Source organism: Streptomyces sp. NPDC036813 (assembly GCF_055609245.1).
In genome coordinates this window covers 200306-221919 of sequence record NZ_JBVJPV010000010.1, presented here as the reverse complement: position 1 = coordinate 221919, position 21614 = coordinate 200306, and the positions used below count along the sequence as shown (strand labels likewise).

At 72.6% G+C, this 21614-nt stretch carries 16 protein-coding genes; 2 read left to right on the top strand and 14 right to left on the bottom strand.

Annotated elements, in window-relative coordinates; translation table 11 throughout:
- Positions 1–119 precede the first annotated feature (119 nt).
- Positions 120–2270 (top strand): MMPL family transporter, encoded by a 2151-nt coding sequence (locus ACZ67Q_RS22090; protein ID WP_471184663.1) that lies wholly within the window; start codon positions 120–122, stop codon positions 2268–2270.
- On the opposite strand, the gene ACZ67Q_RS22085 is transcribed toward ACZ67Q_RS22090, so the two are convergent.
- Positions 2251–3687 carry an RsmB/NOP family class I SAM-dependent RNA methyltransferase gene (locus tag ACZ67Q_RS22085; RefSeq protein WP_471184660.1) on the bottom strand — a complete coding sequence of 479 codons (1437 nt, stop codon included), beginning with the start codon at positions 3685–3687 and terminating at the stop codon, positions 2251–2253. The two genes, ACZ67Q_RS22090 and ACZ67Q_RS22085, sit on opposite strands and share 20 nt — an antisense overlap.
- A gap of 64 nt (positions 3688–3751) precedes the next feature.
- Positions 3752–4684, bottom strand: coding sequence for a methionyl-tRNA formyltransferase (fmt, locus tag ACZ67Q_RS22080; protein ID WP_471184658.1), 933 nt, complete (start codon positions 4682–4684; stop codon positions 3752–3754).
- A 248-nt stretch (positions 4685–4932) separates the two neighbouring features.
- Between fmt and ACZ67Q_RS22075 the strand changes: the two genes are divergently transcribed.
- Positions 4933–5475 carry a hypothetical protein gene (locus tag ACZ67Q_RS22075; RefSeq protein WP_471184656.1) on the top strand — a complete coding sequence of 181 codons (543 nt, stop codon included), beginning with the start codon at positions 4933–4935 and terminating at the stop codon, positions 5473–5475.
- Between the two features lie 278 nt (positions 5476–5753).
- Here ACZ67Q_RS22075 and ACZ67Q_RS22070 read toward each other — a convergent pair whose 3' ends face one another.
- The 12 genes from ACZ67Q_RS22070 to ACZ67Q_RS22015 form a co-directional block, all read right to left on the bottom strand.
- Positions 5754–7913: a primosomal protein N' gene (locus ACZ67Q_RS22070; protein WP_471184653.1), complete on the bottom strand. Its 2160-nt coding sequence runs from the start codon at positions 7911–7913 to the stop codon at positions 5754–5756.
- A gap of 965 nt (positions 7914–8878) precedes the next feature.
- Positions 8879–10087: a methionine adenosyltransferase gene (gene metK, locus ACZ67Q_RS22065; RefSeq protein WP_363265057.1), complete on the bottom strand. Its 1209-nt coding sequence runs from the start codon at positions 10085–10087 to the stop codon at positions 8879–8881.
- Positions 10088–10325: 238 nt separating this feature from the next.
- Positions 10326–11531 carry a bifunctional phosphopantothenoylcysteine decarboxylase/phosphopantothenate--cysteine ligase CoaBC gene (gene coaBC / locus ACZ67Q_RS22060; RefSeq protein ID WP_471184651.1) on the bottom strand — a complete coding sequence of 402 codons (1206 nt, stop codon included), beginning with the start codon at positions 11529–11531 and terminating at the stop codon, positions 10326–10328.
- Positions 11532–11639: 108 nt separating this feature from the next.
- Positions 11640–11912, bottom strand: coding sequence for a DNA-directed RNA polymerase subunit omega (rpoZ, locus tag ACZ67Q_RS22055; protein ID WP_004933985.1), 273 nt, complete (start codon positions 11910–11912; stop codon positions 11640–11642).
- 90 nt (positions 11913–12002) lie between these two features.
- A complete protein-coding gene (gene gmk / locus ACZ67Q_RS22050; RefSeq protein WP_361635051.1) occupies positions 12003–12596 on the bottom strand; it encodes a guanylate kinase in 594 nt (197 codons plus the stop codon).
- A 59-nt stretch (positions 12597–12655) separates the two neighbouring features.
- Positions 12656–12979 (bottom strand): integration host factor, encoded by a 324-nt coding sequence (locus ACZ67Q_RS22045; protein ID WP_003977346.1) that lies wholly within the window; start codon positions 12977–12979, stop codon positions 12656–12658.
- Positions 12980–13290: 311 nt separating this feature from the next.
- Positions 13291–14136 (bottom strand): orotidine-5'-phosphate decarboxylase, encoded by an 846-nt coding sequence (pyrF, locus tag ACZ67Q_RS22040; RefSeq protein ID WP_471184647.1) that lies wholly within the window; start codon positions 14134–14136, stop codon positions 13291–13293.
- Entirely contained in the window at positions 14133–15239 is a 1107-nt protein-coding gene (locus ACZ67Q_RS22035; RefSeq protein ID WP_471184852.1) for a quinone-dependent dihydroorotate dehydrogenase, read from the bottom strand. The genes pyrF and ACZ67Q_RS22035 overlap by 4 nt, the downstream gene beginning before the upstream one ends.
- Positions 15240–15329: 90 nt before the next feature.
- Entirely contained in the window at positions 15330–18638 is a 3309-nt protein-coding gene (carB, locus tag ACZ67Q_RS22030; protein WP_471184645.1) for a carbamoyl-phosphate synthase large subunit, read from the bottom strand.
- Positions 18631–19773 carry a glutamine-hydrolyzing carbamoyl-phosphate synthase small subunit gene (carA, locus tag ACZ67Q_RS22025; RefSeq protein WP_471184642.1) on the bottom strand — a complete coding sequence of 381 codons (1143 nt, stop codon included), beginning with the start codon at positions 19771–19773 and terminating at the stop codon, positions 18631–18633. The genes carB and carA overlap by 8 nt, the downstream gene beginning before the upstream one ends.
- Positions 19770–20330: a PH-like domain-containing protein gene (locus ACZ67Q_RS22020; protein WP_471184640.1), complete on the bottom strand. Its 561-nt coding sequence runs from the start codon at positions 20328–20330 to the stop codon at positions 19770–19772. The genes carA and ACZ67Q_RS22020 overlap by 4 nt, the downstream gene beginning before the upstream one ends.
- A complete protein-coding gene (locus ACZ67Q_RS22015) occupies positions 20327–21613 on the bottom strand; it encodes a dihydroorotase (RefSeq protein WP_471184638.1) in 1287 nt (428 codons plus the stop codon). The genes ACZ67Q_RS22020 and ACZ67Q_RS22015 overlap by 4 nt, the downstream gene beginning before the upstream one ends.
- Position 21614 lies beyond the last annotated feature (1 nt).

Genomic DNA, 21614 nt, shown 5'->3' with positions numbered 1-21614 from the left:
CCCGGGCACGGTTGTTCGCCCCCGGCCCATGGCCGGACACCGCACCGAATGGTCCGGTGGACCCCGCGGTGCCATGCTGGATGACTGACCCGCACGGTGCCGGACCCCCCGGAGGCGCCATGAGGCAGCTCGCAAGCTGGAAGCAGTCGGCGATCCGCTTGGTGTGCGGACGCCGGTCCAAGTGGGTCGTCGTGGCGCTGTGGCTCGTGGCCTTGGTGATCGCCGCTCCCTTCGGAGCCAAGCTGAACGACGCCCAGGACAACGACGCCCAGTCCTGGCTGCCCGGCTCCGCGGAGTCCACGCAGGTGCTGAACCTCTCGGAGGACTTCCGGCCGGAGCAGATCCCCGCCGTCGTCGTCTACGCCCGCGACGGCGGCCTCACGGTCCAGGACCGCAGGCAGATCGCCGAGGACACGGCCCAACTGCGCACGCTGCACGACCACGGCGTGCGCGGGCTCGAGACCCGCGGCCCCGTCTTCGACCGGCCCGCCGCCCCCCGGGCCGCCCAGATCTACGTGCCGATCACGATGGACGCCTCCGGCTGGCAGCGCATCTCGCCCGCCGTCGACTCGATCCGCGACCGGGTGGGCGACGGCGGCGCCGGTCTCGCCGTGCACATCACCGGCCCCGGCGGCACGTCGGCGGACTTCGCCGAGGCGTTCGCGGGCATCGACTCCACGCTGCTGTTCTCGGCGATGGCCGTGGTGATCGTGATGCTGCTGCTGACCTATCGCAGCCCCGTCCTGCTCTTCGTGCCGCTGCTCGGTGTGGTCGTCTCCCTGTTCACCGCCCAGGCCCTGATCTACCTGCTGGCCCGGCACGCCGGCCTGACCGTCAACGGGCAGAGCGCGGGCATCCTGACCGTGCTCGTCTTCGGTGCCGGCACCGACTACGCGCTGCTGCTGGTCGCCCGCTACCGGGAGGAGCTGCGGCGCCACGAGGACCGGCACGAGGCGATGCGCCGCGCCCTGAACCGGGCGGGCCCGGCGGTGCTGGCCTCCGGGGCGACGGTCGTGCTGAGCATGCTGGTGCTGCTGGTGGCCGAGATGAACTCGACCCGGGGCCTCGGCCCGGTGGCGGCGATCGGCGTGCTGGTGGCGCTGCTGGTGATGCTGACGCTGTTCCCGGCGCTGCTGGTGTGCCTGGGCCGCTGGATCTTCTGGCCGGTGATCCCGCACCACGGCTCGGCGGACCCGACCGAGCGGGGCGTGTGGGCCCGGATGGGCCGCCGGATCGCGCGCCGCCCGCGCCTGGTGTGGAGCGTGACGGCCGCGGTGCTGGCCGCCCTGTCGCTCGGGCTGCTGCAGCTGCGCGCGTCGGGCATCCCCAACGCGGACGCCTTCACCGGCAGACCGGACTCGATCGTCGGCCAGGAGGTGTCGGCGCGCTGGTTCCCGGCCGGCACCGGCGATCCCCTCGTGATCGTCTCCAACGCCGCGCAGGCCGAGCGGGTGGGCCGCACGGTCGCCGCGGACCCGGCCGTCGTACCGGCCAGCATCGGCGTGCCGCCGGGTGCCGCGCCGGTACACGACGGCAAGGTGCTGTTCGAGGCGACCATGCGGGACCCGGCCGACAGCGCTGCCGCCAAGACGACCGTGGAACGGGTCCGTGACGCCGTGCACGCCGTGCCCGGCGCCGACGCGCGGGTGGGCGGCGGCACAGCGGCCCTGCTGGACATGGACAACGCCCAGACGCACGACAACTACCTGGTCATCCCGCTCGTCCTGGCCGTCGTCCTGCTCGTGCTCGGCGTCCTGCTGCGCGCGCTGGTGGCCCCGCTGCTGCTGGTCGGCACGGTGGTGCTGTCGCTGGCCACCGCACTGGGTCTGAGCGCCCTGGCGTTCCGGCACGTCTTCCACTACGCGGGCGAGGACGTGTCCTTTCCGCTCTTCGTCTTCGTGTTCCTGGTGGCGCTCGGCATCGACTACAACATCTTCCTGACCACCCGCGTCCGTGAGGAGGCGATCCGGCGCGGCACCCGGCCGGGCGTGGTGACGGCCCTCGCCGCCACCGGCGCCGTGATCACCTCGGCGGGTCTGGTTCTCGCGGGCACCTTCGCCGCTCTCGGCACCCTGCCCATGGTGGGGTTCGCGGAGATCGGCTTCGCGGTCGCCCTCGGCGTCCTGCTGGACACCTTCGTGGTGCGGTCGGTCCTGGTGACGTCCCTGTTCCTGGACGTGGGCAGGAAGGTCTGGTGGCCGCACCCCTTGGCGCACCGGGACGGCACCCCGGCGCCGAGGGAGAGCGAGGTCAGCCGGTCCGGCGGATGAGCGCCAGGTACATCGCGTCCGTGCCGTGGATGTGCGGCCAGAGCTGGATGTCGGGGCCGTCGCCGAGGTCGGGGACGTCCGGCAGGAGGGGGCGGGCGTCGAGCAGCTCCGTGTCCGGGAACTGCTTGAGCAGGTCGGCCACGACGGCCCTCGTCTCGGCCAGATGCGGGGAGCACGTGGCGTAGCCGACGACGCCGCCGACGCGTACCGACTCCAGGGCCGTGCGCAGCAGGCCGCGCTGCAGGGGTGCGAAGGCGTCGAGGTCCTCGGGGCGGCGGCGCCAGCGGGCCTCGGGGCGGCGGCGCAGGGCGCCGAGGCCGGTGCAGGGCACGTCCACGAGGACCCGGTCGAAGCTGCCGGGACGCCAGGGAGGCCGGGTGCCGTCGGCGGCGATGACCTGGTACGGCCCCGGGTTGCCGGCCAGCGCCTTGGCGACCAGTCCGGCGCGGTGCGGCTGCTTCTCGGAGGCCAGCAGCGCGGCCCCCCGCTGGGCGGCGAGGGCGCCGAGGAGGGCGGCCTTGCCGCCGGGGCCGGCGCAGCCGTCCAGCCACAGCCGGTCGCGTCCCTCGACGGGCGCGTTGGCGAGCGCGAGTGCGACGAGCTGGCTGCCCTCGTCCTGCACGCCCGCGCGCCCCTCGCGCACGGCCTCCACGGCCCCCGGCTCGCCGCCCTCGGTCAGGCGTACGGCGTACGGCGACCAGCGCCCTGCCACCGCGGCCTCCTCGCGCAGCAGTTCCTCGGCGGTGGCCCGGCCGGGCCGGGCGACCAGGGTGACCTCGGGCCGCTCGTTGTCGGCCGCCAGCAGCCGCTCGATGCCCTCGCGGCCGCCGCCGAGGGAGTCCCACAGTGCGGAGACGACCCAGCGCGGGTGCGCGTGCACGACGGCGAGGTGGTCCTCGGGGTCGTCGTCGTAGGGCGGGGCGACCTCGGCGAGCCAGGCGTCGAAGTCGCGCTGGGCGACCTTGCGCAGGACGGCGTTGACGAATTTGGCCCGGCCGTCGCCGAGCACCACCCGGGCGAGCTCCACGGTGGAGGACACGGCGGCGTGCGTGGGGATGCGCGTGCCGAGCAGCTGGTGCGCGCCGAGGCTCAGCACGTCCAGCACCGGCGGATCCACCTCGCGCAGGGGCCGGTCGACGCAGGCCGCGATGACCGCGTCGTACGTCCCCTGCCGGCGCAGTGTGCCGTAGACCAGCTCGGTCGCCAAAGCGGCGTCCCGCGCGTCGAACTTCTCGGGTCCCTCCTGCTCCCGCGCCTTGCGCAGCAGCGGGGGCAGCACGAGGTTGGCGTAGGCGTCGCGCTCGTCCACCGCGCGCAGCGCCTCGAAGGCGAGGATGCGCACGGGGTCCCGCTGGGGACGGCGGTAGGGCTTGGCGGGCTTGCGCGGCCTGCGGGAGGTGCCGGGGGTGTCGCTCACGAAAAAGGTGCTCCGGATGTCAGAACGGGCTGTCCGTCCAGCCTACGTCCCGCAGGTCGCCGCGTTACGCGCCGAGGGTCTCCCCCGCGGCGATCCTCACACCGCGCGCCCAGTCCGCCGCGCGCATCGGCTTCTTGCCCTGGGCCTGCACCCACAGCAGCTCCACGGCGTGCGAACCGGTGCCGACGTGGACGTGGTTCTTGCCGATGTCGAGGGCGCCGGGCGCAAGGTCGGTGCGGTCGGTCAGCAGCGCGACCTGAATGAGCTTCAGCCGCTCGCCGCGGAAGGTGGTCCAGGCACCGGGGGCCGGGGTGCAGCCGCGCACGACCCGGTCGACGCGCAGCGCGGGCGCCGCCCAGTCGACGCGGGCGTCCTCGACCGTGATCTTCGGGGCCAGGGTGACGCCCTCACCGGGCTGCGGTACGGCCTTCAGCGTGCCGTCCTCGATGCCGTCCATGGTCGCTGCGAGCAGCCCGGCGCCGGCGAAGGCGAGCCGGGTGAGCAGGTCGCCGCTGGTGTCGGTGGGCCGGATCTCCTCGGTGACGGTGCCGTAGACGGGACCGGAGTCGAGTCCCTCCTCGATGAGGAAGGTGGACGCGCCCGTGATCTGGTCGCCGGCCATGAGGGCGTGCTGCACGGGCGCGGCACCGCGCCAGGCGGGCAGCAGCGAGAAGTGCAGGTTGACCCAGCCGTGCGCGGGGATGTCGAGCGCGACCCCGGGCAGCAGCGCGCCGTAGGCGACGACGGGGCAGCAGTCGGGGGCGATCTGCTTCAGCCGCTCCAGGAACTCCGGATCGCGCGGCTTGGCGGGCTTGAGCACCTCGATCCCGGCCTCCTCCGCCCGCTCCGCCACGGGTGACGCCACCAGCCTGCGTCCCCGCCCGGCCGGCGCGTCGGGCCGGGTGACGACGGCGGCCACCTCGTGGCGCCCGGAGGCGAGCAGAGCGTCCAGAGCGGGAACGGCGACCTCGGGGGTACCGGCGAAGACGAGCTTCATGGGCGGGTTCGGACCTCTCGGACGACAGACGTGCGACGGGCAGCGCACCAGTCTATGACCATGCCGGGAAAGCCGCCGTGGCCGATCGTTCCAGGGCCGTGCCGGATCGGGCGTGGAAGGCCGGGCCGCCCTCCAGGGGCGCAGTCATATGCCCGCACGCCCCCACTGCGTGACCCGCGGAGCGATCCCGCGTTGGTCAAGAAAGAGTTGACCCCCTTCTCTTCATCGCCGGTTCGAGAGGCTTGTTCATGGCCGACCACGCAACCCACGACGCCCAGGCCCGGGCCAGCCTGCACTTGCTGGTGCGGGACATCGAGCGGGTCCGCCGGCAGGTGGACGCCCTGCGCACGCTCACCGCTCAGCTGGGCAACGTCTACCGCCCGCGCCGCTCCGGCCCCTCCACGGGGTTCGTCGTCTACGGACGCGCTCCCGCGCCGACGGTCCGCCTCGCCCAGGAGCTGCGGGACAGCGTCGAGACCCTGGTGACGGCCGCGGTCGACTTCGACCGCTCGCTCGGTTTCTCGTGGGACGCGGTGGGCTCCGCGCTCGGCGTCACCAAGCAGGCGGTCCACCGCCGTTACGGCTCGCGGCGCGCCCCCGCGCAGACCGCAGCCGAGGCCGAGCGCGCCCCGGATTCGGCGGGCAGCCGCACGGTGAACGTGGGCACGGGCATCCCGGTCGTGCCCACGGTCCCGGCCGCCCGTTCCATGCCGACCCAGCCGACGGCCGGCAGCACGTCCCTGCGGGACGACGCCAGGCCGACGGCGTTCCCGGCCCCGCGCAACGGCTGACGCCCGCGCAGCGCCCGCGTGCGGTGACACACCGTCAACTGCCCTTCCGGCGCCTCCGGGAGGGCAGACGGCCGTCCGGGGTCGCGCCGCTCGCCCGATGTCGTCGGGGCGGCCCGGCACCCAGCCGCCCACCGGATGCCGGACGGGTCGATCCGTACCCGACCACTCACCCGATGCCGGACGATACGCACGGGCCGCGTACGTATCTCGGCCTGATGTCGGCCGACATCCGCACCGGGCCACTCACCCGATGCGCGGCGGACCGATCGCCCAGAGCGTCACCCGATGTCCGGCGGGTCGATCCGGACCCAGACCGGCTCCCCTCCCCCACGCGCCATCCGCGCTGCCTGCGCGGCCTTCAGTGCCGCGGCCAGCGCCGCCCCGCTGCCCGGCGGCACCCGGATCAGCGCCCGCTCCCAGTGCTCCCCCGGCGGCGGCGCACCGGGCCGCCGCTGCCGCCCCGGTGCGGTGACCGGAACCGGGACCGGCCCCAGCACCTCCGCCTCCTCCGGCAGGTCCACCGCGCCGAGGAAGTCCGTCAGCGCCGCCACCGGTCCCGACACGGCCGCCATCCGCGACACCGGGGGGAAGCCCAGTTCGGCCCGCTCGGCGAGTTCGCGCACCGCGTGCCCGACGGGGTCCCAGCGCACCAGCGCCTGCACCGGCCGGGCAGTGGCCTCCGCGACGACGGCGACGGTCCCGCCGGCGCTCTGCGGCCGCACCAGTGCGGCGGCCGCGATCCAGCGCCGCAGGGCGTCCTCCTCCGCACGCAGGTCGGGACGGCCGAGCATGGCCCAGCCGTCCAGCAGCAGCGCCGCCGCGTAGCCGCCCTCGGCGACGGGCTCCGCGCCGGGCGTGCTCACCACCAGCGCGGGCGTGGCCGGCACGGTGTCCAGGACGTGCTCGCGGCCCGAGGTGCGCACCGGGACGGCCGGGAACGCCCGGCCCAGCTCCTCGGCCGTACGCCGCGCTCCGACGACCTGGGCGCGCAGCCGGAAGGAGCCGCACTCGGGGCAGTGCCAGCGCGTTTCCTCGCGCCCGCACCAGCCGCACCACAGCGACCCGCCGCCGCCCGCGGCGTCCCGCGCCTCGAGCGGGCCCGCGCAGTGCCGGCAGCGCGCGGGCTCACGGCACTGCGCGCAGGCCATCCGGGGCACGTATCCGCGGCGGGGCACCTGCACCAGCACCGGCCCGTGCCGCAGCCCCTCACGGGCCACCTGCCAGGCGAGCGTCGGCAGCCGGGCCGCGCGTGCGGCCTCGTCCCGGGCGAGGTCGCTGTCGCCGACGGTCCGCACGAGCGGCGCGGCGGCCCTCACCTGCTCACGCACGGCGACGACCGGGCGGGCCCAGCCGCTCTCCACGAGCTGCGCGGCCTCCACGGTGCAGCTCCAGCCGCCGAGCAGGAAGGCGCACTTGTCCTGGGCGGCGCGCAGCAGCAGCACCTCGCGGGCGTGCGGCTGCGGGGCGTGCTGTTCGCTGTGGCTGTCGTCGCCGTCGTCCCAGAGTGCGACCAGGCCCAGGTCCCGCACCGGCGCGAACATGGCGGCACGGGTGCCGAGCACGGCCCGCACGGACCCGCGGCGCACGGCGAGCCACTCCCGGTACCGCTTCTCCGGCCCGGCGTCCGCGGTGAGGACCGCGTGCCGTCCCTCGCCGAGCAGGGCGGTCAGGGCGGCGTCGACGCGGGCCACGGCCCGGCCGTCCGGCAGCACGACGAGGGCGCCGCGTCCGGAGGCCAGCGTGGCGGCGACGGCTCGGGCCAGCTCGTCGCTCCACTCGGGTCCCGGCAGCGCGTTCCACACCGCGCGCGGCGCGTTCCCCGCGGCGAGCGCCTCCAGGAAGGCGGCCCCCCTTTCGTAACGGGTCCAGGAACCCGGCTCGGGGGCCTGTGGCGGGGGCAGCGGCTCGGGCGAGGGCCGCTGCTCGGCCCGCGCGCTGCGCGGCGGTACGGCGAGCTGCAGGACGTCGGCGAGGCTGCCGGCGTACCGGTCGGCGACGGCCCGGGCGAGGGAGAGCAGTTCGGCGCCGAGGACGGGCTCGGGTGAGACGACCTGGGCGAGCGCGGCGAGCGGTCCTGAGTAGTCGGACTCGGGAAGCCGCTCGATCAGGAACCCGTCGATCAGTCCGCCGCCCTCGCGGCGCCCCTCGCGGACCCGGTGCCGCCCGGCCCCGAAGCGGACGCGCACCCGCACGCCGGGCTGTGCTTCGGCGTCCAGCTCGGCGGGCACGGCGTAGTCGAAGTACCGGTCGAGGTGGAGCACGCCCTTGTCGACGAGCACCCGGGCGACCGGCAGCGTGGGCGCGAGTGCGGCGCCCCGCCAGGTCCGTGGCTTGGCCCGCGGCTCCTTGGCCTTGCGCACGCTCTCCCGGATGAGCGCGAGCTGCTCCGGCGGCGCCCCCTCGGCGCCCTCGCCACCCGTCCCGTTCTCGCTGCTCACGCTTGCATTCTTACCAAACCCCACTGACAGCGACGCCCACCCGCACCCGTGCCACCTCCCGGCACCGGCCCCTCCACACCGGGCGCCGGCCCGCACCCCCGGCCCCGGCAGCTTCGCACCGACCGAGGGCCCGGGGCCCCGGGCACAGACCGGTCCACGGCAGGCGCGGGCCGGGGGGACCAGTGGGGCACAGCCCGCTCCACCCCCGGCCCACCGGGCGCGGCCCCGGAGATCCCACGCACAGACCACAGACCGGTCCTCGGCAGGCGCAGGCCCGGAGACACCAGATACAGGCCGGCCCACCCCGGGCACAGGCCCGAAATGCCAGGCACGGCCCGCTCCACACCCGGCACAAGCCGGACAACCCCGGGCGCGGCCCCCGGGGACGCGAGGCGCAGGCCAGGGATGCCAGGCACAGGCCGGTCCACCCGGGCGCGGCTCCGGCGACGCCAGACCCAGGCCGGCCCACCGGGCGCAGGCACGCAATGCCGGGCGCGGCCCCCTCCACCCCCGGCGCAAGCCGGTCCGCCCGGGCGCGGCCCCGGGGACGCCAGGCTCAGGCCGGTCCACCGCGGCCGCAGGCCCTGAATGCCAGGCACGGGTCGGTCCACGCAGGGCGCAGACAGGCCGGTCCGTGCAACGCGCAGATCCCGAACGCCAGGCGCAGCCGGGCTGCGCACCGTGCCGATACAGGCCCCCGCGCGGCCGTTGCACGCCGGGCGCCCGCCCGCCCGCGCCCACCTGGCGCGGAGCGGCCCCCGCCAGACGCGGGGCGCGGAGCGGCCCCCGCCAGGCGCGGCACGATCCAGCTCCGCCGCCAGCCCCCCGGAGTCGACCGCCACGCCAGGCGTAGCCCCGCTCCGTGGCGGGCGCCGCCGCAGGAAACGTCGGCGGGCGCACCGGAGGGGACGCCGAAGGCCCGGCTCCCCGCGGGGGAACCGGGCCTCGGTGAAGCAGGGCGCCGCTTACAGGCCGGCGGCCTTGCGCAGCGCGTCCACGCGGTCGGTGCGCTCCCACGTGAAGTCGGCCAGCTCACGGCCGAAGTGACCGTACGCGGCCGTCTGGGCGTAGATCGGGCGCAGCAGGTCCAGGTCGCGGATGATCGCGGCCGGACGCAGGTCGAAGACCTCGTCGATGGCCTGCTCGATCTTCTCGACGTCGACCTTCTCGGTGCCGAAGGTCTCCACGAACAGACCCACCGGCTCGGCCTTGCCGATCGCGTACGCCACCTGCACCTCGCAGCGGGAGGCGAGACCCGCGGCGACGACGTTCTTCGCGACCCAGCGCATCGCGTACGCCGCCGAGCGGTCCACCTTGGACGGGTCCTTGCCCGAGAAGGCGCCGCCGCCGTGGCGGGCCATGCCGCCGTAGGTGTCGATGATGATCTTGCGGCCGGTGAGGCCGGCGTCACCCATCGGGCCGCCGATCTCGAAGCGACCGGTGGGGTTGACCAGCAGGCGGTAGCCCTCGGTGTCCAGCTTGATGCCCTCGTCCAGCAGGGCCTTCAGCTCCGGCTCCACGACGAACTCGCGGATGTCGGGAGCGAGCAGCGACTCGAGGTCGATGTCGGAGGCGTGCTGCGAGGAGACCACGACGGTGTCGAGGCGGACCGCCTTCTCGCCGTCGTACTCGATGGTGACCTGCGTCTTGCCGTCCGGGCGCAGGTAGGGGATCGTGCCGTTCTTGCGCACGTCCGAGAGGCGCTTGGACAGGCGGTGCGCGAGGAAGATCGGCAGCGGCATCAGGGTCGGCGTCTCGTCGGACGCGTAGCCGAACATCAGGCCCTGGTCGCCCGCGCCCTGCCGGTCCAGCTCGTCCTCGTCGCCCTCGACCCGGGTCTCGTAGGCCGTGTCCACGCCCTGCGCGATGTCCGGGGACTGCGCGCCGATGGACACCGACACGCCGCAGGAGGCGCCGTCGAAGCCCTTCTTGGAGGAGTCGTAGCCGATCTCGAGGATCTTGCTGCGGACCAGGGTGGCGATGTCCGCGTAGGCCTTGGTGGTGACCTCTCCGGCCACGTGGACCAGGCCGGTGGTGATCAGCGTCTCGACGGCGACCCGGGAGGACGGGTCCTCGCGCAGGAGCGCATCGAGAATGGTGTCGCTGATCTGGTCAGCGATCTTGTCGGGGTGACCCTCGGTCACGGACTCCGAGGTGAACAGGCGACGGGACACAACGCTCCCTGGGGTTGCAGCGGCTGCTGGCTGATCGGTGGCGGACGGGTCGGGGGCTGCGCCCGGCGTCGTCCGTGAACAGTTTATCGGTCAGGCTCGGCCGCCGGGTCACGTGTCTCGCCACTCGGGAGCCGTGTGACCTGCGGCACGGGCATTCTGCCGAATGGCGAGCGGGCTTGACCAGGGTGGCTCCGTACCCGATGGGGTGGGTCGCGGACGCCAAGTGGCCGAACGCGGGTCAGTCGAGGCGCTCGGCCACGAGGTCCCAGACGGTGTCGGCGAGTGCCTCCTTGGGGCCGTGCGGGACAGGCGTCTCACTGCCGTCGGCGCCGAGCACGACCGCCTCGTTCTCCTCGGAGCCGAACGTCTTGCGCTCCCCCACCTCGTTCACCACGAGCAGGTCACAGCCCTTGCGGCGCAGCTTGGTGCGGCCGTTGGCCAGCACGTCGTCGGTCTCGGCGGCGAAGCCGACGACCACCTGGCCGGGCCGGGCGCGGTCGGCGGAGATCTCCGCGAGGATGTCCGGATTGCGCACCAGGACGATCGGCTCGGGCTCCTGGCCGTCCTTCTTCTTGATCTTCCCGGAGGCGTAGGCGGCCGGCCGGAAGTCGGCGACGGCGGCGGCCATCACGACGGCGTCGGCGTCCGCGGCGGCCTTGAGCACGGCTTCGCGCAGTTGTACGGCGGTGCCGACGGGCACGACGTCCACGCCGGCCGGGTCGGGCAGCGCGCCGGTGTTGGCGGCGACCAGGGTGACCCGGGCACCGCGGGCGGCGGCGGTGCGGGCGAGGGCGTAGCCCTGCTTGCCGGAGGAGCGGTTGCCGAGGAAGCGGACCGGGTCGAGGGGCTCGCGGGTGCCGCCGGCGCTGATCACGACGTGCCGCCCGGCGAGGTCGGGCTCGCGCACCCCGCGGGCCAGGACGCGGCGGCACACCTCGAAGATCTCGGCCGGATCGGGCAGCCGGCCCTTGCCGGTGTCGACGCCGGTGAGCCGGCCGACGGCGGGTTCGATGACGACGGCGCCGCGCCGGCGCAACGTGGCCACGTTCTCCTGGGTGGCGGGGTGCTCCCACATCTCGGTGTGCATGGCGGGCGCGAAGACGACCGGGCAGCGCGCGGTGAGCAGGGTGTTGGTCAGCAGGTCGTCGGCGAGCCCGTGGGCCGCCTTGGCGAGCATGTCGGCCGTGGCCGGGGCGACGACCACCAGGTCGGCCCGCTGGCCGATGCGCACGTGCGGGACCTCGTGGACGGCGTCCCAGACCTCGGTGGAGACGGGGTTGCCGGACAGCGCCGACCAGGTGGCCGCGCCGACGAAGTGCAGCGCGGAGGCGGTGGGGACGACGCGGACGTCGTGCCCCGACTCGGTGAACCGGCGCAGCAGCTCGCACGCCTTGTAGGCGGCGATGCCGCCGCTGACCCCCAGAACGACCTTCGGCTTGTCCACCGTCACTCCCCGGACCTCGGATAACGTCTGAACCCCATGAGACACCACAGGCCCGGCAGCATGACTGCCGGGCCTGTGGAAAAACCCACTGCGGTGTGCAGATATGACTTACTGGCCCGGGCCCTCGACGGCCTCGGAGGTCAGCAGACCCGCGTTGATCTCACGCAGGGCGATCGAGAGCGGCTTCTCGTGGACGTGCGTGTCCACGAGGGGACCGACGTACTCGAGGAGACCCTCGCCGAGCTGCGAGTAGTACGCGTTGATCTGGCGGGCCCGCTTGGCCGCGTAGATCACGAGGCTGTACTTCGAGTCGGTGGCCTCGAGGAGCTCGTCGATCGGCGGGTTGATGATGCCCTCGGGCGCGGAGATGGAAGAGGACACGCTCTACCTTCCGATGGATGGGAAAAAACAGTCAGGGTGACCAGTTCTGATCACACTCAGTTCTGATCACACCGAGGTGACCAGTTTTGATCACACAACGTCCATCAAGGCTAGCAGCTCGCGCGCCACGTCCTCGACGGAGGTGTTGACCAAGGTCGTATCGAACTCCGGCTCGGCCGCCAGCTCGGTCCTGGCCACCCCGAGGCGGCGTTCGATGACCTCGGGCGGCTCGGTGCCACGGCCGGTGAGCCTGCGTACGAGCTCCTCCCAGGAGGGAGGGGCCAGGAACACCAGCTGGGCGTCGGACATCGACTCCCTGACCTGGCGGGCGCCCTGGAGATCGATCTCCAGCAGGACGGGCTCGCCGTTCTCCAGCCGCTCCAGCACGGCCGCGCGGGGCGTGCCGTACCGGTTGCCGGCGAACTCGGCCCACTCCAGCAGCTCGCCGTTGGCGATCAGCTTGTCCATCTCCTCGTCGGTGACGAAGAAGTAGTGGACTCCATGCTGCTCGCCGGGGCGGGGCTTGCGGGTCGTCGCCGACACCGAGAGCCAGACCTCGGGGTGTTCCTTGCGCATATGAGCGACGACCGTGCTCTTGCCGACCCCCGAGGGGCCGGAGAGCACGGTCAGCCGCGGACGGACGTCCGGGGGCTCGGGGGTCGTCCCCCGGGGTGTTACAGCCATGCAGCGATTATTCCAGCAATCCCGGAGTGCCCGGGACTCCCTGCCCGGCAGGACCCGGTTCAGGACCCCGTGCTGCCGAACTCACGCTCCAGGGAAGCGATCTGGTTCGAGCCGAGGCCGCGCACGCGACGGCTCTCGGAGATACCGAGTCGCTCCATGATCTGCTTGGCGCGGACCTTGCCCACGCCCGGCAGGGACTCCAGCAGAGCGGAGACCTTCATCTTGCCGATGACGTCGTTCTCCTGACCCTGCTTGATGACCTCGTGCAGGGAGGCGCCGGAGTGCTTCAGTCGATTCTTGACCTCGGCCCGCTCCCGGCGAGCCGCGGCGGCCTTTTCGAGCGCGGCTGCGCGCTGTTCGGGGGTAAGGGGCGGAAGAGCCACGCCTACGTCACCTCGGATGTCGAACTGTCGGATACGGACCGGTGAGGAACCTAGTACGCCCCACACCTGGGGAGCCACGAGCAACACGCTCGCCCGTTTCTCCCCCACAGCCTTGGGGGCGTGGGTGGTGCCCCCACACGTCGGAGACTAGCGGTCAAGTCCGCCAGAGTCAGCGAGAACAGCGGAAAAGTCCTGGTCAGCCTCCGCCAGGACGGACATTTAGGACATATTGCCCCGGATTTGAGTCTGTATCCAGACTCAAATCACCTCGGAAGTCCTCGCCGGACCGCTCCGACGAGGACCTCCGGCCCTCAGGCAGCCGTCACCGCGGCACGGACGTCGTCTGCGAAGCGTTGCGCCGCGTCACGCAGAGCGACGACATCGGGGCCGTGGCGCAGCACCCCCCGGCTGACGTTCGGCACCACGTTGCGCACCACGGCGCCGAAGACCCGCGGAAGGTCCGCCGGGGTCGCCCCCTGGGCGCCGATGCCGGGAGCGAGGAGCGGCCCGTTGATGTCCAGGTCGTACGACGACAGGTCGCCGAGCGTGGCGCCCACGACCGCGCCGAAGGAGCCCAGGGGCTCCTCCCCGGCGTTCTCGGCCGCCAGGTGCGCCAGCATGGTCGCCCCCACGCTGCGGCCGTCGGCGCGCACCGCGTGCTGCACCTCGCCGCCCTCCGGGTTGGACGTGAGCGCCAGCACGAACAGGCCGGCCCCGCTCTCCCGGGCGAGCGCGACAGCCGGGCTGAGCGAGCCGTAGCCGAGGTAGGGCGAGACGGTCAGGGCGTCGGAGAACAGCGGGGAGTCCTTGTGCAGGAACGCCTCCGCGTACGCGGCCATGGTGGAGCCGATGTCGCCGCGCTTGGCGTCCATGACGACCAGGGCGCCGGCCGCCCGCGCCTCCTCGACCGCCTTCTCCAGCACGGCCACGCCGCGGGAGCCGAAGCGCTCGAAGAACGCGGCCTGCGGCTTGAGCACTGCCACCCGGTCCGCCACGGCCTCGACGACCGTGCGGCTGAACCGCTCCAGACCGGCCACGTCGTCGTTCAGGCCCCACTCGGCGAGCAGGGAGGCGTGCGGGTCGATGCCGATGCACAGCGGGCCGCGCTCGTCCATGGCGCGGCGCAGGCGGGCGCCGAAGGGCTCGTGCGACGTCATGCGGACTTCCTCACGTCGGCGCCGACCGCGTCGGCGAGGGTGGCGTACGGGCTGGTGCGCAGGCGCGCGGCGAGTCCCTTGTGGATCGCGCGCATCCACAAGGGACCCTCGTAGATGAAGGCGCTGTAGCCCTGGACGAGCGTGGCGCCGGCCAGGATGCGCTGCCAGGCGTCCTCGGCGTTCTCGATGCCCCCGACGCCCACCAGGGTGATGCGGTCGCCCACGCGCGCGTACAGGCGGCGCAGGACCGTCAGGGAGCGCTCCTTGAGCGGGGCGCCGGACAGACCGCCGGTCTCCTTGACCAGGGTCGGCTCGGAGCGCAGGCCCAGGCCCTCACGGGCGATGGTGGTGTTGGTGGCGATGATGCCGTCCAGGCCCAGCTCCACGGCCAGGTCGGCGACGGCGTCGATGTCCTCGTCGGCCAGGTCGGGCGCGATCTTGACGAGGAGCGGGACGCGGCGCGCGGTGACCGCGCGGTCGGCGGCCTCGCGCACGGCGGTCAGCAGCGGGCGCAGCGCCTCGGTGGCCTGGAGGTTGCGCAGTCCGGGCGTGTTCGGCGACGAGACGTTGACGACCAGGTAGTCGGCGTACGGCGCGAGCCGCTCGGCCGACTTCACGTAGTCGGCGACCGCCTCCTCCTCGGGGACGACCTTGGTCTTGCCGATGTTGACGCCGACGACGGTCTTGAAGACGGGGTTGCGGGAGGCCAGGCGGGCCGCGACGGCCAGCGAGCCGTCGTTGTTGAAGCCCATGCGGTTGATCAGCGCCCGGTCCGGGACCAGGCGGAACAGCCGCTTCTTGGGGTTGCCGGGCTGCGGCTCGCCGGTGACCGTGCCGATCTCGACGTGGTCGAAGCCGAGCATCGCCATCCCGTCGATCGCGACGGCGTTCTTGTCGAAGCCGGCGGCGAGCCCGAAGGGGCCGTGCATGCGCAGTCCCAGCGCCTCGGTGCGCAGCTCCTTGTGGCGGGGGGCGAGCGCGGCGGCGACGAAGGTGCGCAGGACCGGGATGCGGACGGCCAGGCGGATCCAGCGGAAGGCCAGGTAGTGGGCCTGCTCGGGATCCATGCGCGCGAAGAAGAGCTTGAAGAAGATCTTGTACATGCGTGTCCTCACGAAGACATGGGTGTCCTCGACATGGGTGTCCTCACCAAGAGGGGGACACCGTTGATCCGGTGTCCCCCTCGTCGGCTGCTAGTCGCGGGCCGCGATCAGGTGTTCGGCGTGTTCCTGGAGGGAGCGCACGCCCACGTCGCCGTGGTTGAGGGCGTCGATGCCCTGGACGGCCGCCGCCAGGGCCTGGACCGTCGTCAGGCAGGGCACGGAGCGTGCCACCGCCGCCGTACGGATCTCGTAGCCGTCGAGGCGGCCGCCGGTGCCGTACGGGGTGTTGACGATGAGGTCGACCTCGCCGTCGTGGATGAGCTGGACGATGGTCTTCTCACCGTTCGGGCCGGTGCCCTCGGACTGCTTGCGCACGACCGTGGCGTTGATGCCGTTGCGCTTGAGGACCTCGGCGGTGCCGGAGGTGGCCAGCAGCTCGAAGCCGTGGGCGACCAGCTCGCGCGCCGGGAAGATCATCGAGCGCTTGTCGCGGTTGGCGACCGAGATGAACGCGCGGCCCTTGGTGGGCAGCGGGCCGTAGGCGCCGGCCTGCGACTTGGCGTACGCCGTGCCGAAGACCGAGTCGATGCCCATGACCTCGCCGGTGGAGCGCATCTCCGGGCCGAGGACGGTGTCCACACCGCGGCCGGAGGTGTCGCGGAAGCGGCTCCACGGCATCACGGCCTCCTTGACGGAGATCGGCGCGTCCAGCGGCAGCTCGCCGCCGTCGCCGGTCTTCGGCAGCAGGCCCTCGGCGCGCAGCTCGGCGATGGTCGCGCCCAGGGAGATGCGGGCGGCGGCCTTGGCGAGCGGCACCGCGGTCGCCTTGGAGGTGAACGGCACGGTCCGGGAGGCGCGCGGGTTGGCCTCAAGGACGTAGAGGATGTCGCCGGCCATCGCGAACTGGATGTTGATCAGGCCGCGCACCCCGACGCCCTTGGCGATCGCCTCGGTGGAGGCGCGCAGGCGCTTGATGTCGAAGCCGCCCAGCGTGATCGGGGGCAGCGCGCAGGCCGAGTCGCCGGAGTGGATACCGGCCTCCTCGATGTGCTCCATGACGCCGCCGAGGTACAGCTCTTCGCCGTCGTAGAGCGCGTCGACGTCGATCTCGATCGCGTCGTCGAGGAACCGGTCGACCAGCACCGGACGGGTGGGGCTGATCTCGGTGGACTCGGCGATGTAGGTGGCCAGGCGGGTCTCGTCGTAGACGATCTCCATGCCGCGGCCGCCGAGCACGTACGACGGGCGGACCAGGACCGGGTAGCCGATCTCGTCGGCGATGGCCTTGGCCTCGTCGAAGGTGGTGGCGGTGCCGTGCTTGGGAGCCGGCAGGCCGGCCTCCTTCAGCACCCGGCCGAAGGCGCCCCGGTCCTCGGCCGCGTGGATGGCCTCGGGCGAGGTGCCGACGACCGGCACGCCGTTGTCCTTCAGCGCCTGCGCGAGGCCCAGCGGGGTCTGGCCGCCGAGCTGGACGATGACACCGGCGAGGGGGCCGGCGAGGGACTCGGCGTGGACGATCTCCAGCACGTCCTCGAGCGTCAGCGGCTCGAAGTACAGGCGGTCGGAGGTGTCGTAGTCGGTGGAGACGGTCTCCGGGTTGCAGTTGACCATCACCGTCTCGTAGCCCGCGTCGCTCAGCGCGAAGGAGGCGTGGACACAGGAGTAGTCGAACTCGATGCCCTGGCCGATACGGTTCGGGCCGGAGCCCAGGATGATCACCGCGGGCTTCTCGCGCCGCGCGACCTCGGTCTCCTCGTCGTAGGAGGAGTAGAAGTACGGCGTCTTCGCGGCGAACTCGGCGGCGCAGGTGTCGACCGTCTTGTAGACCGGGCGGATGCCGAGGGCGTGCCTGACCTCACGGACGACGTCCTCGCGCAGGCCGCGGATCTCGGCGATCTGCTGGTCGGAGAAGCCGTGCCGCTTGGCCTCGGCGAGCAGCTCGCTGGTCAGCTCGGGGGCATCGGCCAGCTCGTCCGCGATCTCCTTGATCAGGAACAGCTGGTCGACGAACCACGGGTCGATCTTCGTGTAGTCGAAGACCTCCTGCGGAGTGGCACCGGCGCGGATGGCCTGCATGACCGTGTTGATCCGGCCGTCCGTGGGACGCACGGCCTCTTCGAGGAGGGCGGTCTTGTCGCCGGGGTCCCCCACGAAGGTGAACTGGCTGCCCTTCTTCTCCAGGGAGCGCAGTGCCTTCTGGAAGGCCTCGGGGAAGTTGCGGCCGATGGCCATGGCCTCGCCGACCGACTTCATGGTGGTGGTCAGCGTGGAGTCGGCCTGCGGGAACTTCTCGAAGGCGAACCGCGGGGCCTTGACGACGACGTAGTCGAGGGTCGGCTCGAAGGAGGCCGGGGTCTCGGCGGTGATGTCGTTCGGGATCTCGTCCAGCGTGTAGCCGACGGCCAGCTTGGCGGCGATCTTGGCGATCGGGAAGCCGGTGGCCTTGGAGGCGAGCGCCGAGGAGCGGGACACGCGCGGGTTCATCTCGATGACGATCACGCGACCGTCCTCGGGGTTCACCGCGAACTGGATGTTGCAGCCGCCGGTGTCGACGCCGACCTCGCGGATGATCGCGATGCCGACGTCGCGCAGCACCTGGTACTCGCGGTCGGTCAGCGTCATCGCGGGCGCGACGGTGATCGAGTCGCCGGTGTGCACGCCCATCGGGTCGAAGTTCTCGATGGAGCAGACGACCACGACGTTGTCGTGCTTGTCGCGCATCAGCTCCAGCTCGTACTCCTTCCAGCCGAGGATGGACTCCTCCAGGAGCACCTCGGTGGTCGGGGAGAGCGTGAGGCCCTGCCCGGCGATGCGGCGCAGCTCCTCCTCGTCGTGCGCGAAGCCGGAGCCGGCGCCGCCCATGGTGAAGGAGGGACGCACGACGACGGGGTAACCGCCGAGGGTCTCCACGCCCTGCAGGACGTCGTCCATGGAGTGGCAGATGACCGAGCGGGCGGACTCGCCGTGCCCGATCTTCTTGCGGACCTCCTCCACGACGTCCTTGAACAGGTCGCGGTCCTCGCCCTTGTGGATCGCCTCGGGCTTGGCGCCGATCAGCTCGACGCCGTACTTCTCCAGGACGCCGTTCTCGTGCAGCGAGATGGCGGTGTTCAGCGCCGTCTGACCGCCCAGGGTGGGCAGCAGTGCGTCGGGGCGCTCCTTGGCGATGATCTTCTCGACGAACTCCGGAGTGATCGGCTCGACGTAGGTGGCGTCGGCGATCTCCGGGTCGGTCATGATCGTCGCCGGGTTGGAGTTGACGAGGATCACCCGAAGGCCCTCGGCCTTCAGCACACGGCACGCCTGGGTGCCGGAGTAGTCGAACTCGGCGGCCTGGCCGATGACGATCGGGCCGGAGCCGATGACCAGGACGGACTGGATATCGGTGCGCTTAGGCACGCTGGCCCTCCATCAGGGAAACGAAGCGGTCGAACAGGTAGGCGGCGTCGTGCGGGCCGGCGGCCGCTTCGGGGTGGTACTGGACGGAGAAGGCCGGCTGGTCGAGCAGCTGCAGCCCCTCCACGACGTTGTCGTTCAGGCAGACGTGGGAGACCTCGGCGCGGCCGAAGGGGGTCTCGCTGACCTTGTCGAGCGGCGCGTCCACGGCGAAGCCGTGGTTGTGCGCGGTGACCTCGACCTTGCCGGTGGTGCGGTCCTGGACCGGCTGGTTGATGCCTCGGTGGCCGTACTTCAGCTTGTAGGTGCCGAAGCCGAGGGCGCGGCCGAGGATCTGGTTGCCGAAGCAGATGCCGAAGAGCGGGGTCTTGCGCTCCAGCACGGCCTGCATCAGGGCGACGGGACCGTCGGCGGTGGCGGGGTCGCCGGGGCCGTTGGAGAAGAACACCCCGTCGGGGCTGACGGCGTAGACGTCGTCGGCGGTGGCGGTCGCGGGCAGGACGTGCACCTCGATGCCTCGCTCGGCCATGCGGTGCGGGGTCATGCCCTTGATGCCGAGGTCGATCGCGGCGACGGTGAACTTCTTCTCGCCGACCGCCGGGACGACGTAGGCCTCCTTGGTGGCGACCTCCTCGTACAGGCTGGCGCCCTTCATCTGGGGCTGGGCCTGCACCAGGGCGAGCAGTTCGTCGTCGGACCTCACGGCCTCGCCGGAGAAGATGCCGGCACGCATGGAGCCGCGCTCGCGCAGGTGGCGGGTGAGGGCGCGGGTGTCGATGCCGGAGATGCCGACGACGCCCTGGTTCACCAGCTCCTCGTCCAGGGAGCGCTTGGCGCGCCAGTTGGACGGCACGCGCGCGGGGTCGCGCACCACGTAGCCGGAGACCCAGATGCGGCCCGACTCGTCGTCCTCGTCGTTCCAGCCGGTGTTGCCGATCTGCGGGGCGGTCGCGACGACGATCTGCCGGTCGTACGACGGGTCGGTGAGGGTCTCCTGGTAGCCGGTCATGCCGGTGGAGAACACGGCCTCGCCGAAGGTCTCCCCCACGGCCCCGTAGGCGCGGCCGCGGAAGATCCGGCCGTCCTCCAGGACGAGTACGGCGGGAACCTTCTCGGTTCCCCTTGTGGAGGTCGTCATCGTGCGCCTTCCGTCTTGTTGATCATGTCGTTCAGGGTGTCGACCCATTCGGTGTGCTCGGCCGCGTGGTCCGAGCGGAAGCCGGAGTCGATCAGTTTGTCGCCGTGGGCCCAGGTCACCACCAGCAGTCCGCCCTCGGTGAGGACCTTGCCGGCGATGCCCTTGTCCAGCCGGGCCCCGCGCAGCTGCGCGGCCGGGACGAAGAAGTCGCGCGCGCCGGGGCGTACGACGTCCAGTCCCGCGTCCGTCAGGGTGAGCTCGGCCCGGCTGCGGGTGCCCAGGCCGTGCGCCACGATGCGGTCGAGCCACTGTCCGGCGGTGGTGGAGCCGTGGTAGCGGCCGCTCATCGTCAATTTCGCCTCGCCCGGCTCCGCGGGCGCGCCGGGCAGCTCGGGCAGGTCACCCTGCAGGGTGCCGCGCCACTTCCAGCCCTCGCGCATCAGCCAGTAGACGAGTGCGACGAAGAGGAGGAGTCCGATCACCCAGCCGAGGCGTGCGGCCCAGTCGGTGACCGGTGCCGATTTCTCCGCGGCTGCGAGCAGTGGTGCAGGTGTCACGTGAGCTTCCCGTCGACGAGCGTGGCCTTGCCCCGCAGCCACGTGTGCGTCACACGGCCCGGCAGCTCACGCCCCTCGTAGGGGGTGTTGCGGCTGCGCGAGGCGAAGCCCGCGGGGTCCACCTGGCCACGGTATTCCGTGTCGACCAGGGTGAGGTTGGCGGGCTCACCAGCCGAGACGGGACGGCCGTGACCGGTGGCCTGTCCGATCTGCGCGGGCTTGACGGACATCCGGTCGGCGACGCCGGCCCAGTCCAGCAGACCCGTGTCGACCATGGTCGCCTGGACCACTGACAGCGCGGTCTCCAGGCCGACCATGCCCATGGCGGCGGCGGCCCACTCGCAGTCCTTGTCCTCGTGCGGGTGCGGGGCGTGGTCGGTGGCGACGATGTCGATCGTGCCGTCGGCGAGGGCCTCGCGCAGCGCCATCACGTCACGCTCGGTGCGCAGCGGCGGGTTGACCTTGTAGACCGGGTTGTAGGTGCGCACCAGCTCGTCGGTGAGGAGCAGGTGGTGCGGGGTGACCTCGGCGGTGACCTGGATGCCGCGGGACTTGGCCCAGCGGACGATCTCGACGCTGCCGGCGGTCGACAGGTGGCAGATGTGCACCCGGGAGCCGACGTGCTCGGCGAGCAGCACGTCCCGCGCGATGATCGACTCCTCGGCGACGGCCGGCCAGCCGCCCAGGCCCAGCTCGGCGGAGACGACGCCCTCGTTCATCTGGGCGCCCTCGGTCAGCCGGGGCTCCTGCGCGTGCTGGGCGACGACGCCGTCGAAGGCCTTCACGTACTCCAGCGCGCGGCGCATGATCACGGCGTCGTCCACGCACTTGCCGTCGTCGGAGAAGACGGTGACGCCGGCGGCCGACTCGTGCATGGCGCCCAGCTCGGCGAGCTTCCTGCCCTCCAGGCCGACGGTGACGGCGCCGATGGGCTGCACGTCGCAGTAGCCGTGCTCCTTGCCGAGCCGCCATACCTGCTCGACCACGCCGGCGGTGTCGGCGACGGGGAAGGTGTTGGCCATGGCGAACACGGAGGTGTAGCCGCCGCTCGCCGCCGCGCGCGTGCCGGTGAGGACGGTCTCGGAGTCCTCGCGGCCGGGCTCGCGCAGGTGGGTGTGCAGGTCGACCAGGCCCGGGAGCAGCACCTTGCCGGCCGCCTCGACGACCTCGGCGCCGTCGGCGGACAGACCGCTGCCGACCGCCTCGATGACCTCGCCGGCGATCAGGACGTCCTGGGGCTCGCCGCCGAGCACCTTCGCACCACGGATCAGGATCTTGCTCATT